Annotated in this window: 14 protein-coding genes; 2 read left to right on the top strand and 12 right to left on the bottom strand. The window is 70.0% G+C overall.

Annotation, left to right across the window (positions count from 1 at the left end):
• Positions 1-10: 10 nt before the first annotated feature.
• From D457_RS0104040 to D457_RS0104030, 3 genes are all read right to left on the bottom strand, one after another.
• On the bottom strand, positions 11-1,024 hold the full coding sequence (locus tag D457_RS0104040) for an alpha-ketoacid dehydrogenase subunit beta (RefSeq protein WP_017579362.1): 1,014 nt from the start codon (positions 1,022-1,024) through the stop codon (positions 11-13).
• A 16-nt stretch (positions 1,025-1,040) separates the two neighbouring features.
• Positions 1,041-2,141, bottom strand: a complete 1,101-nt coding sequence (pdhA, locus tag D457_RS0104035) for a pyruvate dehydrogenase (acetyl-transferring) E1 component subunit alpha (RefSeq protein ID WP_017579361.1) — start codon at positions 2,139-2,141, stop codon at positions 1,041-1,043.
• A gap of 606 nt (positions 2,142-2,747) precedes the next feature.
• The gene (locus tag D457_RS0104030) at positions 2,748-3,425 is read right to left on the bottom strand and encodes a GntR family transcriptional regulator (protein ID WP_017579360.1); all 678 of its coding nucleotides are present in this window, start codon (positions 3,423-3,425) and stop codon (positions 2,748-2,750) included.
• 826 nt (positions 3,426-4,251) lie between these two features.
• Here D457_RS0104030 and D457_RS0104025 point away from each other — a divergent pair.
• Together D457_RS0104025 and D457_RS0104020 are read left to right on the top strand one after the other, a co-directional pair.
• Positions 4,252-4,980 carry a phosphatase PAP2 family protein gene (locus tag D457_RS0104025; protein WP_239646015.1) on the top strand — a complete coding sequence of 243 codons (729 nt, stop codon included), beginning with the start codon at positions 4,252-4,254 and terminating at the stop codon, positions 4,978-4,980.
• Positions 4,981-5,168: 188 nt separating this feature from the next.
• Entirely contained in the window at positions 5,169-7,256 is a 2,088-nt protein-coding gene (locus D457_RS0104020) for a heavy metal translocating P-type ATPase (RefSeq protein ID WP_017579358.1), read from the top strand.
• Between the two features lie 283 nt (positions 7,257-7,539).
• Here D457_RS0104020 and D457_RS0104010 read toward each other — a convergent pair whose 3' ends face one another.
• From D457_RS0104010 to D457_RS0103970, 9 genes are all read right to left on the bottom strand, one after another.
• Positions 7,540-8,415, bottom strand: coding sequence for a polyphosphate polymerase domain-containing protein (locus D457_RS0104010; RefSeq protein WP_017579356.1), 876 nt, complete (start codon positions 8,413-8,415; stop codon positions 7,540-7,542).
• Entirely contained in the window at positions 8,412-9,020 is a 609-nt protein-coding gene (locus D457_RS0104005) for a DUF4956 domain-containing protein (RefSeq protein ID WP_039830925.1), read from the bottom strand. Before D457_RS0104005 ends, D457_RS0104010 begins: the two co-directional genes overlap by 4 nt.
• Positions 9,021-9,141: 121 nt before the next feature.
• Positions 9,142-9,801, bottom strand: a complete 660-nt coding sequence (locus tag D457_RS0104000; RefSeq protein ID WP_017579354.1) for a response regulator transcription factor — start codon at positions 9,799-9,801, stop codon at positions 9,142-9,144.
• Entirely contained in the window at positions 9,798-11,480 is a 1,683-nt protein-coding gene (locus tag D457_RS0103995; RefSeq protein WP_017579353.1) for a sensor histidine kinase, read from the bottom strand. The genes D457_RS0104000 and D457_RS0103995 overlap by 4 nt, the downstream gene beginning before the upstream one ends.
• Positions 11,470-11,865: a hypothetical protein gene (locus D457_RS0103990; RefSeq protein ID WP_026116304.1), complete on the bottom strand. Its 396-nt coding sequence runs from the start codon at positions 11,863-11,865 to the stop codon at positions 11,470-11,472. The genes D457_RS0103995 and D457_RS0103990 overlap by 11 nt, the downstream gene beginning before the upstream one ends.
• Positions 11,866-11,989: 124 nt before the next feature.
• Entirely contained in the window at positions 11,990-12,394 is a 405-nt protein-coding gene (locus tag D457_RS0103985) for a type II toxin-antitoxin system VapC family toxin (RefSeq protein ID WP_017579352.1), read from the bottom strand.
• Positions 12,391-12,621, bottom strand: a complete 231-nt coding sequence (locus D457_RS0103980; protein WP_017579351.1) for a hypothetical protein — start codon at positions 12,619-12,621, stop codon at positions 12,391-12,393. The genes D457_RS0103985 and D457_RS0103980 overlap by 4 nt, the downstream gene beginning before the upstream one ends.
• Positions 12,622-12,766: 145 nt before the next feature.
• Entirely contained in the window at positions 12,767-13,438 is a 672-nt protein-coding gene (locus D457_RS0103975) for a response regulator (RefSeq protein WP_017579350.1), read from the bottom strand.
• Positions 13,439-13,672: 234 nt separating this feature from the next.
• Positions 13,673-15,202, bottom strand: a complete 1,530-nt coding sequence (locus D457_RS0103970) for an amidase (RefSeq protein WP_017579349.1) — start codon at positions 15,200-15,202, stop codon at positions 13,673-13,675.
• Positions 15,203-15,225 lie beyond the last annotated feature (23 nt).

Genomic DNA, 15,225 nt, shown 5'->3' with positions numbered 1-15,225 from the left:
ACTACTCCCTCTACCCGACCCGTTTGCCGACGGCGCTCAGGGTTTCCTTGATCACGGTGCTGATCGACTCGACCGACGGCAGGGCGGCGGTCTCCAGCGGCTTGGCGTAGGGCATGGGCACCTCGGCCATGGCCACCCGGCGCACCGGGGCGTCCAGGTAGTCGAAGGCCCCCTCCTGGATCGAGGCGGCGATCTCCGCGCCGATCCCGTAGGTGAGCCAGTCGTCCTCGCAGATCACCGCGGCACCGGTCTTCTTGACCGAGTCCACGAAGGTCTGCCGGTCGAGGGGGCGCAGGCTGCGCAGGTCCACGACCTCGACGCTGATGTCCTCTTCGGCCAGCTTCTCGGCGACCTGGGTGGCGACCATGGCCATCCGGGAGTAGCCGATCAGCGTGATGTCGCTGCCCTCGCGGGTCACGGCGGCACGGCCGATGGTGGCGACGTTGTCGTTCTCCGGCTCGGCGTAGTCCTCGGGGACCTCGCCCTTGGAGTTGTACAGGCCCAGGTTTTCCAGGAACAGCACCGGGTCGTCGTCACGGATGGCCGCGCGCAGCATCGAGGAGGCCTCGGCCGGGGTGCTGGGCGCCATCACCTTGAGGCCGGGGATGAAGGAGTAGAACAGCTCGATGTTCTGCGAGTGCGTCGCGCCGAGCTGCTGGCCGCCGCCACCGGGGGTGCGGATGACCATGGGAACGCTGGTCTGACCGCCGAACATCCCGTAGATCTTGGCGGCGTGGTTGATGATCTGGTCGATGGCGATCAGCGAGAAGTTGATCGTCATCAGCTCCACGACCGGGCGCAGGCCCAGCATGGCGGCACCGACGGCGGCACCGACGAAGCCCTCCTCGGCGATCGGGGTGTCCTTGACCCGCCGGGGGCCGAACTCCTTGAGGAGCCCCTCGGTGATCTTGTAGGAGCCCTCGAAGACGCCGATCTCCTCGCCGATCACGAGGACGTTCTCGTCGCGCACCATCTCGGCCCGGAGGGTGTCCCGCAGGGCCTGGCGGTAGGTGATCACGGACATGTGAGTGGTTCCTTCCCTATTCCGCGAACACCGGGTCGGCGGGCATGCGCCGCGACTCGTTCGGTACCGGGGTGGCGTAGGTGTAGTCGAAGAGCGTGGACACGTCCGGCTTCGGGCTGTTCTCCGCGAAGTCGGCGGCCTCGACGACCTCGGCCTTGACCGAGGCGGCGATCTCCTCGCGCAGCTCGTCGGTGAGGATTCCGGCCTTGGCCAGCTTGGCGTCGAAGAGCGCGATCGGGTCGTTCTCCTCGGAACGGGCCTCGTCGCGCTGCTCCTCGCTGCGGTATTTGGCCGGGTCCACGACGGAGTGGCCCTTCTGCCGGTAGCTCCACGCCTCCAGCAGGAACGGCGTCTGCTCCTCGCGGGCGCGCTCCACCAGCCGGGTCGCGGTGTCGCGGACGGCTAGGACGTCACGGCCGTCGACGCGCTCGCCCTCGATGCGGAAGGCGGCGCCGCGCTTGTACAGCTCGGGCTCGGCGGAGGACATCTCCACGGTGGTGCCCATGCCGGTGAAGTTGTTGATCACCACGAAGACGACCGGCAGGTTCCACAGCTTGGCGATGTTGAGGGACTCGTGCCAGGCGCCGATGTTGGTGGTGCCGTCGCCCATCTGACACATGACGACCTCGTCGCCGCCGCGGTAGGTGACGGCCAGCGCCGCACCGGTGGCCAGCGGGAGCTGACCGCCGACGATGCCGTAGCCGCCGAGCATGCGGGTCTCGGTGTCGTACATGTGCATGGAGCCGCCCCAGCCCTTGGACACGCCGTCGACGCGCCCGTAGAGCTCGGCCATGACCCGCTTGGGGTCCATGCCCTTGCCGATCGCGTACCCGTGGTCACGGTAGTTCGTGAACAGGTAGTCGCGCTCCTGCAGGGCGTCCATCAGACCGACGACGGTGGCTTCCTCGCCGAGGTTGAGGTGGCAGTAACCGCCGATGCGGGCCTGGGTGTAGGCCTGTCCGGTGCGCTCCTCGAAGCGTCGGATGAAGAGCATCTGGCGGTAGTAGTCGAGGAGGGTCTCCGGCTTCTCGTTGCTGAGAGCCGTGTCCTTGCGGCTCCGGCGCCGGGACGCGGTGCCCCGGGCGGTGCCGCCCTTCGGCTTGGCCGTGTCAGCCATGGTGTGCCTTTCTACGTGCGCGGAGTCCCGCCGCGGCGGCCTGTGGGCCGGGTGACGGGGCCCGCCCTGGCCCCGCTGTCGGGCGCGGCCTGGGCGTGTGCCGCCGCCGGGCTCATCGGCGGCGGCACGTGTGGCTGTTTCGGGGCGTGTCCGCTGGGGCCGTGGCAGGGCCCGGTTGCGGACACGAAGCGAGTCGGGTCACGTGTGCAGTTGTCACGCCGAAACCCTTGACGGCATTGCTTCCCGGTCTGGGGTGCCGTAAGCATCCGCCGGGAGGTCGGCCGAGTTCGTTCACCGGCCGGCTGAACGACCCCGTGCCACCAGGGGGTACACGCGTGTTGATGTGACGTGTGTCGCGCACACTCTACGGTCTGATCGATGATCGATCAATACAACTTTACGGGAGATACCCGAACTTTGGTGCAAAGCACCAGGTGATAACGCAGCTCTCTCGGGTGGGGCCTACGAAAAGACCTCCCACGGAGCGCGGGAGGCCGGTGATCGTGTGCGAGATGCACTGGACGGGGGCAGACGGGGACAAGCCCGGTCGGGGTGCGGGAGAGGAAGACCGAGCCCGGTAAGCGCTCGTGGGTTCCCAGGACGTGGCTACCGACTGCCCTCGTGCGTCTTGAGCGCGGCCTCGACGTAGTTCAGGACATGCTCGCTGAGCATCTGGCCCGCGGCCGGATCCCCCTCGCGGAAAGCCCGCGTGATCTGCGCGTGGTCGGCGGCCTTGGCGTGCAGCTCCATGTTGAGCCAGCGCACGGACAGCGCCGTCCACACCTCGACGCCCAGGGACTCCCAGGTGTGCAGCAGCACGCTGTTGTCCGCGGCCCGCACGACCTCGCGGTGGAACTCCACGCTGTGCTTAATCTGCTCGGTGACGTCGCCCTGAGCGGTGGCGCGCTGCAGCGCCTCCACCTCGCGTTCGAGCGAGGAGGCGTCCTCGGCCAGGCGCGGAGCGGCCAACTGTGCGGCGACCAGCTCTAGACCGGCGCGGACGGGGTAGATCTCCGCCATGTCCTGGACCCCGAAGGCCCTGACCCTGGCCCCCTTGTTCGGCACGGTCTCGATGAGGCGCAGCGTCTCCAGCTCGCGGAGCGCCTCGCGGACCGGAGCCTGGCTGACCCGCAGCTCCGTCGCGATCCTGCGTTCCACGATGCGTTCGCCGGGCTGCCACCGCCCGGACAGCAGACCCTCGACCAGTACCTGCCGGATCTGCTCCCTCAGTGGCTCACGGGCCAGCTTCGAGGGGTCGTCCGGCAACTGTGGGAGGTCGACCATCCAGGGCCCTTCCGTTTCCCGACCCGTGCGCGACCAGCACACGCGTCGACACACTCCAGCGTCTGACAAGCTCCTTGAAGAGTGCCACACGCGAGCGGGTCGGCCGGACAGTCGGCCTCGAAGCGCTAACGGAACCCTCACGAACCGGTCGCGTCCCGGTGAAAGGCACGGGTCTCCGGCGTGGGCTTCGGGCAAAGTCCGAGGTAGAAGAGTCACACTTGACCCGCGAAACCACCAATGAGGGTAAGTGTCCGGGTAGGCTCGCATGTTGGCAATAACCACCCAAAGCCGTACGGAGAGTTACCCACGTCACGGCGATGGCCCAACGAGAGCGCCCTGACCTGCGCTGACAGCACTTGAGCGGTAGCGAGCGCCAACGCAGACGCCACTGCCGACCAGTTCCGAACCTCGGATGTCGAACCTGTCCGGCGGTCGGTCACGAACACCGTGAACCAGCCCGAAGGTTCGACCGTCGAAGGGGTGTGGGGAGATTCCCCTCGGTACGTTACCAACGCCCGTAGCACCAACACCCGTGTCGGCCCCGATGACGTCAGGACCAGTCCCAACAACCGCGGCTAGCCCGTCCCCCACGCCTCAGCAGTGCCACAGGCAAGCCCACGACGTGTGAGACAGCACTGAGCACATGACGCATTCTTCGCGGACCCGGCATGCGCGGTCCAGACAGACGACAACGCCCCACGTGACAGCGTCGCGGGAGGCGGAGAGGTCGCACGTGCCAGAGGAACGGCGCACGCCCGAGCCCGGCCCGTACAGCGGCCCCATCCCCGTGGTTCGGGCCAAGGAACTCGACCCGGGGCCGCCCGTCGTGCGCGCGGTCAAGTGGCCGAGTGTGAGCGAGATCGCGTGGGGGCTCGCCTCGGACCGGATCGCGATCATGCTCTTCGTGGCGCTGATCGTCATGACGATGCTGGCCGCGGGGCCGCTGCACCCAGTCGACAACTTCCTGAACGAGCTGCACCGGCCCTACTGGGACGTGTTGCGCGAGCCCCTTATCTTCTGGCCGGACAACGTGGCCTCCCGTTATGTGGCCCTGCCGGTCCTGGGGGTGACCACACTCCAACTCGCCTACTGGCACCGCAGTTGGAGACCGATCATCCTGGGGGCGGGCGGCGTCTTCGGGATGATGTCGATGGTCTCCGTGATGAAGCTGCTGTTCAACCGGGGCCACGCCAAGCACTACGACCCCGACTTCTTCGCCGGGGCGGGCAACGTCGCCTTCCCCTCCGGACACGGGGCCAACGCGATCCTCATCTACGGCCTGGTGCTGTTCCTCATCATCAGGTTCGGCGCGGCCCGGCCGCACATCATCAAACGACTGGCCTACTGCATCGTGTGCATCGCGCTCCTGCAGGCGACCGTCTCGATCTACCTGCACTTCCACTGGTTCACGGACCTGGTGGCCGGGATGATCGCGGGCGGGTTCGCACTCAGGCTCACGATCCGCCTGGACCGGATGATCCCGCACGGGCACACCGTCCAGTGGTGGCCCTGGTACGGCAAGGAGTCCGAGGACTCCGCCCAGGTCAGAAGCTAGCCGAAAATCCACAGAAGTGCGCCCGCCGGGGAGCCCCGGCGGGCGTTTTTTATGTCCGGGGCAGGGTTCGAGGGTTGTCGAAAATACCCCTAGGGGGTATATCTGTTGGAGGGGGCGCGCGGACAGGGGCGGCGTCCGCGGGTCAGATACCCCATGCGGGTATTTTCGGATGCGGAGGGGAGTACGACATGAGCGCAGGGCAGCACGGGGACCACGGCACCACGACAGAGGGCGGAAACGAGGACCACGGGGAGCATCAGGGCCACGGAAGCCACCAAGACCACGGCGGACACAGTGGCCACGGCGGGCACGGGGACCACGCCGCCATGTTCCGCAACCGGTTCTGGTGGAGCCTGCTGCTCAGCGTGCCCGTGGTCTTCACCAGCCACATGGTCGCCGGCTGGCTCGGCTACCACGTCCCCGACGGCCTCACCTGGGTGCCGCCGGTCCTGGGCACCGTCGTCTTCCTCTACGGCGGCTGGCCCTTCCTCGCCGGGGTCCCCGGTGAGCTGCGTGCCCGCAGGCCCGGGATGATGACCCTGGTCGCGATGGCGATCACCGTGGCCTTCGGGTCGAGCATGCTCGCCACCTTCGGGGTGGTCGGCACGGAACTCGACTTCTGGTGGGAGCTGGTCCTGCTGGTCGTGGTGATGCTCCTCGGGCACTGGCTGGAGATGCGCGCCCTCGGACAGGCTTCCGGCGCCCTGGAGGCCCTCGCTGCCCTGCTGCCGGACCGCGCCGAACGCGTCGGCCCCGACGGCGGGACTGAGGAGGTCCCCGTGGCCGAACTCCGTACCGGGGACACCGTCCTGGTCCGCTCCGGCGGCCGGGTCCCCGCCGACGGCACCGTGGTCCGGGGCAGCGCGGCCGTGGACGAATCCATGATCACCGGCGAGTCCCGCACCGTCAGCCGTGCCGAGGGCGACCGGGTGGTCGCCGGGACCGTGGCCACCGACTCCTCCGTCCGGGTCCGGGTGGACGCGGTCGGCGACGACACCGCCCTCGCCGGGATCCAGCGCCTCGTCAGCGAGGCCCAGGAGTCCAAGTCGCGTTCGCAGGCGCTGGCCGACCGCGCCGCCGCCTTGCTGTTCTGGTTCGCGCTGACCGCCGCCGTAATCACCGCCGTGGTCTGGGGCCTGCTGCTCGGCGACGGCAGCCAGGCGGTCGAACGGACCGTCACCGTGCTGGTCATCGCCTGCCCCCACGCGCTGGGGCTGGCCATCCCGCTGGTCATCGCGATCTCCACGACGCTGTCCGCGCGCAACGGCATCCTGGTCAAGGACCGGCTGGCCCTGGAGCGCACCCGCCTCGTGGACACGGTGCTCTTCGACAAGACCGGCACCCTGACCAAGGGCGCCCCGGCCGTCACCGGCACCGCCGCGGCCGAAGGCCGGTCCGTCGAGAGCGTCCTCGCCCTGGCCGGGGCGGTGGAGTCCGACTCCGAGCACCCGCTGGCCAAGGCGATCGTCCGGGCCGCCGCCGAGGCGGGCCCGGTGCCCGAGGCCACCGGCTTCCGCTCCCTGACCGGGCACGGGGTCCAGGCCACCGTCGACGGGACCGCGGTGTACGTGGGTGGTCCCGCGCTCCTGGACTCCCTCGGCGTCACCGAACCCGCCGACCTGGCCCGGAGCACCGGACCCTGGCGGGACCAGGGAGCCACCGTCCTGCACGTGGTCGCCGACGGCGCCGTGATCGGTGCACTGGCCCTGGCCGACGAGGTCCGGCCCGAGTCGGCCTCGGCTGTCCGCCAACTCCAGGCCCAGGGCGTGCGCGTGGCGATGGTGACCGGCGACGCCCGCAACGTCGCCGACACCGTGGCCGCCGAGCTCGGTCTGGACGAGGTGTTCGCCCAGGTCCTGCCGGACCAGAAGGACGCCGTGGTCCGCGACCTCCAGGACCGGGGGCACCGGGTCGCCATGGTCGGCGACGGGGTCAACGACGCCCCCGCCCTGGCCCGTGCGGACGTCGGCATCGCCATCGGCGCCGGAACCGACGTGGCCATCGAGTCCGCCGGGGTGGTCCTGGCCTCGGACGACCCGCGCGGGGTGGTCTCCGTCCGCAAGCTCTCCCGGGCGGGCTACCGGAAGATGATCCAGAACCTCGTGTGGGCCGCCGGGTACAACATCGCCGCCGTCCCGCTGGCCGCTGGTGTGCTGGCCCCGATCGGTATCGTGCTCGCCCCGGCGGTGGGTGCGGTGCTGATGAGCCTGTCCACCATCATCGTTGCCCTCAACGCCCAGCTCCTCCGGAGCCTGGACCTGCACCCCGCCGACTGACGGGACTGCGGGCCTCAGCCGTGATCCGGGACGGTGTCCGGCTCGGCCTCCGGGTCGATCCAGGCGGCCAACCAGGACATGAAGGCGGCTCTGCCGGTCTGGACCTGTGGGGTACGGGGTGCAACCATTGTGGTGCCGTGGTCTCCCTCTTGTAGCGGGAGAGGGTTCACGGCGAAAGGCCGCCGCCTCGACCGGTTACGAGGCGGCGGCCGCTTGCTTTCTCCGGTCAGGGCCGGGTGCGAAACCGGTACCGGATGTTTCACGTGAAACTTCCGGCACCGCGTCAACCGGCATGAACTGCGCTCTCGTGGCTGCGCGAGGGGATCGGACGGTCCATGCAGCGGCCCGTCGCCCGGTGCCAGCGGTTGCCGCGCAGCCGCGGTTCGAGGGCGGCCAGCGCGGCCGCGTACTTGCTGAACCGCGACTCGCGAACCCCGAGCTCGTGCAGCCGCCGCTCCGTCGCGGTCAGCCCGCCCCGGGTCTTGACCTCCAGCAGCACCGTGTCCGGGCGCATCCGCACCTCCCAGTCGCCCCGGTACCCGACCAGGTCGTGGTCCACGGTCACCCGCTCCTCGCCGGACAGGGCCACCACCGTGGTCCGGAGGTAGTCGGTCACGGCGGCGGGCAGCAGGACGTCCGGCGGGTCCATGCGGCAGCGGCTCAGGGAACGGTCCAGGAAGTCCCGGGTCTGCCAGGTCAACCGGTCCACGGGGGCGTCCATCGGGAGTTCGGTCCGCACCTTGTCGGTGATCCCGCGCGCGCCCTTCAGCTTCACCTCGAACATCTTCGTCTCGGTGTCCACGTAGGTGCGGGTGCGCACCTTGTAGCGCAGCCGCCGCCCCTGCCGGTGGTCGTGGAAGGTCCGCAGGTCCGGGGTGTCCAGGTAGGTGGAGGAGTACAGGAAGGAGGTCCGGCCGCCGATCTCCAGTACCCCGAACCCGCGCTCCGCCCCCGCGAAGAGGGCGGGCACCAGCTCCGTGGGGAGCAGGTACTTGCGGCAGGTACGGGTGACCAGGGCGGCGCGTTCGTTGATCTCGGCCAGGGACACGGGCCGCAGCCGTTCCAGGCCGGGCGGTCCCTCGGCCGGACGGCTCACGGGGCTCACCGGTCCGGCTCCCGGGCCGGTACCGGTGGCAGCGGGGGAGAAGTCGGGGCTCAACGGTCACCCCACCAGGCGGGCATCGGCTGGCGGCGCTCGGCCGACGGGCCCGGGACCTGGGTCAGCTTCGGCTCCTGGAAGCGCACGTCCACCACCATCAGGTCGCGCACGTAGTCCACCTCCGTGACGTCCACGTGCCGCACCCGGCCGCGCAGCCGCCCCTCCAGGTCCTGCCGGAGCGCCACCGGGTCCTCGTGCACCACGTCCAGCGTCATGATCCGCCGCTGCGTGCGGGCCAGCAGCTTCGGGTGCCCGGCCAGGTACAGGGCGGACAGCAGCAGGGCGTTCAGCCCCACCATGAGCCACGGGGTCGGGGCGGCCACCGCGTTCACCAGACCGAGGGCGATCGCCACGAAGTAGTAGCCGATCTCCCCCTGACTGATCAGGTCCGAGCGCAGCCGCAGGATCGACAGCACCCCGAACAGCCCGAAGCCGACCGCCAGACCCACCTCCTGCTGGGTCAGCATGGAGACCACGGCGAAGATGCCGACGTTGAGCGCCACGTAGGCGAGCACCAGGTCCCGCCGGCCGTGCCTGCGGAAGTAGAGGACGTAGGACAACACCGTGATCGCGGTCAGGTCGACCGCCAGCGCGAAGAAGAACATGTGACCATCGTGGAAGGCCACAGTGAGGTCTTTATGAGCCTTCCATGAGGGAACGCTCATCTTCGGATGACGGGGTTGTCGCCGTTCTCGACTGCGTCACCCGGCCGCCCAACCGGCTTGTTCAGCCGGTCAGCCGGTACCCCATGCCCCGCACCGTCACGATGCGCTCCGAACCCACCTTGCGGCGCAGCGCGCGCACGAACACGTCCACCACGTTGGAGCCCGGGTCGTAGTCGTAACCCCACACGTGCGACAGCATCTGCTGCCGGGTCATCACCTGCCCCTGGTGCCGCATGAGCAGCTCCAGCAGGGCGAACTCCCGGGCGGTGAGGTCGATGGAGTCCTCGCCCACCGCCACCCGGCGGGTGCGCAGGTCCAGGGACAGCCCGCCCGCGCGCAGCACCGTGAGGTCGGCGGTGCGCTCGGTGCGCATCCGCAGCCGCACCCGGGCCAACAGCTCCTCGAACCGGAACGGTTTGGTCACGTAGTCGTCGGCGCCGATCTCCAGCCCGGTCACGGTGTCGCGCACCCCGTCCCGGGCGGTCAGGATCACCACGGGGACGTCCACACCCAGGGAGCGCACCCGGCGCAGCACGTCGAAGCCGTCGGTGTCCGGTAGCCCCAGGTCCAGCAGCATCAGGTCGAACCCGCCGGTGACGGCGTAGTCCACGGCCTCCGCGCCGGTGCCCACCACCGTGGTGGTGAACCCGCTGGCGGTCAGGCCCTTGCGCACGAACGAGGCGATCCGCTCCTCGTCCTCGACGATGAGTACCCGGCTCACAGGTGTTCCCTTCCAACGCGTCCGTCAACGGGGGCCAGGGGGATGACCAGGGTGAAGGTGGAACCCGCCCCGGGGGCCGAGTGCAGGTCCACCCGGCCGTGGTGGGCCTCGGCGATGGCCCGGACGATGGCCAGGCCCAGCCCGGCGCCGCGGTCGCCGCGCGCGGTGCGCCCGCCCCGGGAGAAGCGTTCGAAGATGCGTCCGTGCTCCTCGGCGGGGATGCCGGGGCCCTGGTCGGACACCCACAGCCGTACCTCGGCCCCGCTGACCCGCGAACCCGTGCGCAGGGTGGAACCGGGTGGGGTGTGCCGCACGGCGTTGGCGGCGAGCTGCACCATCGCCTGGGTGACGCGCTGCGGGTCCAGCCGCACGGTCTCCTCGGCCAGGGCCTCCAGCCGCCAGTCCCGGTTTCCCAGCCGCCGGACCTTGGCGTCGATGTCACTGGTGAGCTCGGCCAGGGAGACGGGTTCGGGGCGGACGAAGTCGGGCTGCTGGGCCTTGGCGAGCAGCAGCAGGTCCTCGACGATGCGGCCCATCCGGTCCAGTTCGTCGGTGACCAGTCGGACCACCTCCCGGCGCTCCTCGGGGTCGTCGCCCATGAGCTCCAGATGGCCGCGCACGATGGTGATGGGGGTGCGCAGTTCGTGCCCGGCATCATCGACGAAGCGGCGCTGCTCGGTGAACGCGCCCTCCAGACGGTCCAACATGCTGTTGAACTGCTCGGCCAGGGCTGCGATGTCGTCCCGGCCGGAAACCTCGATGCGCTGGGTGAGGTCCTCCTCGGAGATCTCCGCGGCGGTCTGCCGGACCAGCCGGACCGGGGCGAGGATGCGACCGGCCACCCACCAGGCGGCGGTGGCAGCGGCGAGCAGCCCCAGGCCGCTGACCAGCGCGATAGTGCTCATGGTCCCGCCGGTGGTGTCGTCGTCCTGCGCGGTGAAGTAGCCGATCACGAACCACCCCGCCGTGCCCTCTTCACCCGGCGGGAGCACGCGGACCTTCTCCCACTCGACCGGCCCGGCGGGGGTGTCCAGCTGTCCCCGCGCGTTGTCGGAGCCCAGGACCGCCTCGACCATCTCGGGGTCGGCGGACAGGTCGTAGGGCGGCTCCTGCCCCTGCCGGATGCGCCCGGCGTCGGGTTCGGCCGCGCCTCGCCCGCTACGCGAGGCGGTCTGTTCCTGAGCGCTCTCGTCGGGCTCGTCCACCCACCCGAAGAGGATCTCGGAGTCCTCGGGGTACTGGCGCTCCAAGTGGACCCGGATGAGGGAGGCGACGTCGGTGAAGGCCTCACCTGTGTTCGGGTCGACACCGACCGCCGCGAACTCCTGGAACTCGGCGGTCTCCTGGGCCAGGGCGCGGTCGACCCGCTCGTCGGTCCGGGCGGTCAGGGCGCTCCAGGTGACGACGTTGACCAGCACCAGAACAGCGGCCATGAGCAGCACGACCCACACCATGATGAGCAGTCGGGCGGGCACCCGTCGGCGCTGGGGGAGCTCGGGCTGCGGCCCGCGGATGACCATCGTGGGAAAGAGCGAGGTGCGCCCCGAGGGCCCCTCGGAGCCGGAGGCCGGGCCTGCGGGTCTGGCGCGGCCGGGCGGGACGTGCACGGTGGTGGCGTCGGGATCGTTGCCGTCAGCACCCTCGGCACCGCGTCCGCCCAGGGGGCGGTCAGTCGTCATCGTCGTCGTCCCCGTTCTCGTACCGCGCGTCCAGGCAGTCCTCCCACCAGTCGTCCCACTGGTCCTCGTCCCAGGTTTCGTGGTTCACGTGCTCGTCGAGGCAGGCGAAGGGAAACCCTGTCGGCGCGGGGGCGGGCTCGGGTTCGGGTGAGGGCTCCGTAGACGAGCTCCCGGTGCCCTCCCGGTCGGTGACAGGCGGCGGCTGTCCGACCGGGCCGTCATCGGTGGGTTCGGCGGTGACGGCGTCGGGGGACTCGCCGACCACCACCTCCGAGGCGGGGCCCGGGTCGGGAGCGCGCAGGAACACAGCCCAGACCAGGGCGGCGGTCGCGAACAGCACGACCGCCAGCGCCCCGAGAGCCAGCGGCACCAGAGGTGATCTCATACTGTCGAGCGTCCCCGAGGAAGACGGCGTCCGGATGAAGCGGACATGAGGAAGTCTTCATTCTCGCAGGTGGGCCCCGTCGTCGAGGGAAGCGGCCAGACGGAGCCTCGCGGCGTTCTCGTTTCTAGACGATCTCGATGGATGCGCTGGTCAGTGCCCCGCGTTCGATGCGGCGGTCAGCTGTCACCAGCGGTACGCCGAGTTTCTCCGCGAGCGCCACGTACGACGCGTCGTAGCTGGAAAGGTTGGCCGACAAGGCCTGCATACGCGGCCAGAGCGGGTGAAGGCCGTAGCGGACAATGGTCAGCCGTTCATACGCTTCCATCGCCAGATCCCGGTCATCCGCCGAGAGTTTGGCTTCACGGCCCCGTCCGGGCTTGGACAGGGACAGCAGTACGGAGGCTACTTCCCAGTCGAGCAGGGCGGGCGCGGCCAGCTCTTCGGGGCCGAGCCGGTCCCGGGCCGCCTTGCCCGGCCCCTCCCTACTGGTGAGAGCGTTGATCACGGCGGAGGCGTCAATGACGATCAACGGCCCTCCCGTATTTCGGATACGGCGTCGGTGACGTCTTCCCGGGAGACAGAGGCCTTGATCGCCTCGCTGCTTTCTTCGAACACCTGAGAGTTGGCGCGGGTGACATTGACCGGGTGCAGGATGACCGTCCCATCGTCCCCTGTTTCGACCTCGTAGTACTCGCTGGTGAGGACCGACTCTCCGAGGGTGATGCGTCCTCGGCTCCCTCTCTTGACCAGGTCCATGGGGCTCCTCCTTCGCACAGCACCCAGTGTGGGTAATGCCCACAGTACCAAAGTGGGTATTTATGGATCTCTGGTTTTGAGGCATGCCGACAAAACAGGCCCCTTCGAGATGAAGGGCCTGTTCCGGTGAGGGTGTCGGGTGGTACTAGTAGCGGCGGCCGCGGAGCTCGGCGACCAGGACGGCGGCCTGCGTGCGGCGCTTGAGGTCCAGCTTGGCCAGCAGCGCGGACACGTAGTTCTTCACGGTCTTCTCGGCCAGGTACAGCCGCTCGCCGATCTGCCGGTTGGTCATGCCCTCGCCGATGAGGTCGAGGATCTGCCGTTCCTGGGGGGTCAGTTCGGCCAGCGGGTCCGGCTCGGCCTGTGCGCCGCGCAGCCGCTCCAGCATCGCCCCGGTGCTGCCCGAGTCCAGCAGGGAACCGCCGGCGGCCACCGTGCGGACCGCGCCGACCAGGTCGGCGCCGTGGATCTGCTTGAGCACGTACCCGGCGGCCCCGGCCATGACGGCGTCGTAGAGGGCGTCCTCGTCGGCGAAGGACGTGAGCATCAGGCAGGCGATCTCGGGGTGGTCGGACCGGATCTCCCGGCACACCTGCACGCCCGAACCGCCCGGCAGCCGCACGTCCAGCACGGCCACGTCGGGCAGGACGACGGGGATCCGCGCCAGCGCCTGTTCTGCGGTTCCGGCCTCGCCGACGACGGTCATGTCGTCCTCGGTCTCCAGCAGCGCGGCCACGCCGCGCCGGACGACCTCGTGGTCGTCGACAAGGAAGACCCTGATCTGTTTCCGAGCACCCTCGGCTCCACCACCGGTCATCGGTCCTCCCTCATCCCGCATCGTGCGCGCGTGACACCACTCCGATGAAGACGTTAACGCCTGTGTGGGGTCCAGCGGGGGCCTTAAGGCACTGAACTCCCCGGGCAAAAGTCCTGGAAACGGACAAAATTCCTGCCCGGGGAGCAAAGCACCTGTTCACGGCTGGTGGGGATGTGGCTACTGTCGCCGCATCGTCATCATCCCGTCACCGAGAGATCGCCTTGCGTGGCACCCTCACGGCCGCCGCGCCCCCCAGGGGCGGGCGAGCTCGAAGGCCCGGCACGCGCGCAGTACTCGTTCGTCGGAGTGGCGGGGGCCCACCACCTGCAGACCGATGGGCAGCCCCGATTCGCTGAACCCGCACGGCACGCTCGCCGCGGGCTGCTGGGTCATGTTGAACGGGTAGCTGAACCCGGCCCAGGACGTCCACCGCCGCCCGGCCAGCTCCGGCGGCGACTCCAGCCCGGCCTCGAAGGCCACCATCGGCATGGTCGGGGTGAGCAGCAGGTCGTAGGTCTCGTGGAAGCGGCCCATCTGGGCGCCCATCGCCATCCGCAGTGCCATCGCGGTCAGGTAGTCCTGTGCCGAGTAGGTCAGCCCCTCCTCGATGATCGCCCGCAGCCCCGGGTCCTGCAGGTCCCGGTCCCGCGCGGTGAGCTTCTCGGTGGCCTTGGCCGCGCCCGAGTACCAGAGCACGTGGAACTCGTCCACGGACTCCGGCAACCCCGGATCGGCCTTCTCCACCTTGGCGCCCAGCGACTCGAACACGCGCACCGCCTCGGCGACCGCGCGGGCCACCTCCGGGTCCACGTGCTGCCCGCCCAGCGTCGGGCTGTAGGCGATCCGCAGCCCGCGGACCAGCTCCGCGGGGTCGGCACCGCGGCCCGCCTCGGCCAGGCCAGGGCCCGGGGTGGGCAGCGCCATCCAGTCCCGGGCGTCGAAGCCGCTGATCACGTCCAGCATCAGCGCCATGTCGCCCACGGTCCGGGCCATCGGCCCGGTGTGCGCCAGCGACCCGAACGGGCTCGCGGGGTAGTGCGGGACCAGCCCCCAGGTGGGCTTGATCCCGCAGACCCCGGTGAAACTCGCCGGGATGCGGATGGACCCGCCCCCGTCGGTGCCGGTGGACAGCGGACCCATCCCGGCCGCCACCGCCGCCGCCGAACCTCCGCTGGAGCCGCCGGGCGTGGTGGACAGGTCCCACGGGTTGCGCGTGATCCCGGTGAGCGGGTTGTCGGTGACACCCTTCCATGCCAGCTCGGGGGTGGTGGTCTTGCCGACGAACACCGCCCCGTGCTCGCGCATCCGGGCCACCACCGGGGAGTCCTCGTCCCACGGGCCCTCCTGGGAGGCGGCCACCGACCCCTTGAGGGTGGGCCACCCCTTCGTCAGGTGGATGTCCTTGACGGAGGCGGGCACCCCGTCCAGCTTTCCCACCGGTTCGCCGCGCCGCCACCGTTCGGCGGAGGCCCGGGCCGCCTCGCGCGCCTCCTCGGGGCGCACCAGGCAGAAGGCGTTCAACGCGGGGTTGTCCTGCTCGATGCGGTCGAGCACCGCCTCCACCGCCTCCACCGGGGAGAGCTCCCCGGTGGAGTAGGCGTGCAGGAGTTCTTCGGCGGACAGGTCGGCCGGGGTCACGGGGTCTCCCATGCGCGCCAACGGGGCGCCGCGCGCGGCACCTCCGTCGGCTCCGGTGGAGCCTTCGGCCGTACCGACGGCCGCACCAGCGTTGTCGGTCTCGGCCCGGTCGGAACGGATCGTCACTTCAGCCTCCCAAGTCACGCGAG

Origin of the sequence: Nocardiopsis valliformis DSM 45023, from assembly GCF_000340985.1 — a bacterium.
In the GTDB taxonomy this organism is placed as follows: Bacteria; Actinomycetota; Actinomycetes; order Streptosporangiales; family Streptosporangiaceae; genus Nocardiopsis; species Nocardiopsis exhalans.
Note: the sequence above shows the minus strand (reverse complement) of the source record. Positions and strands in the feature narration are given on the sequence as shown.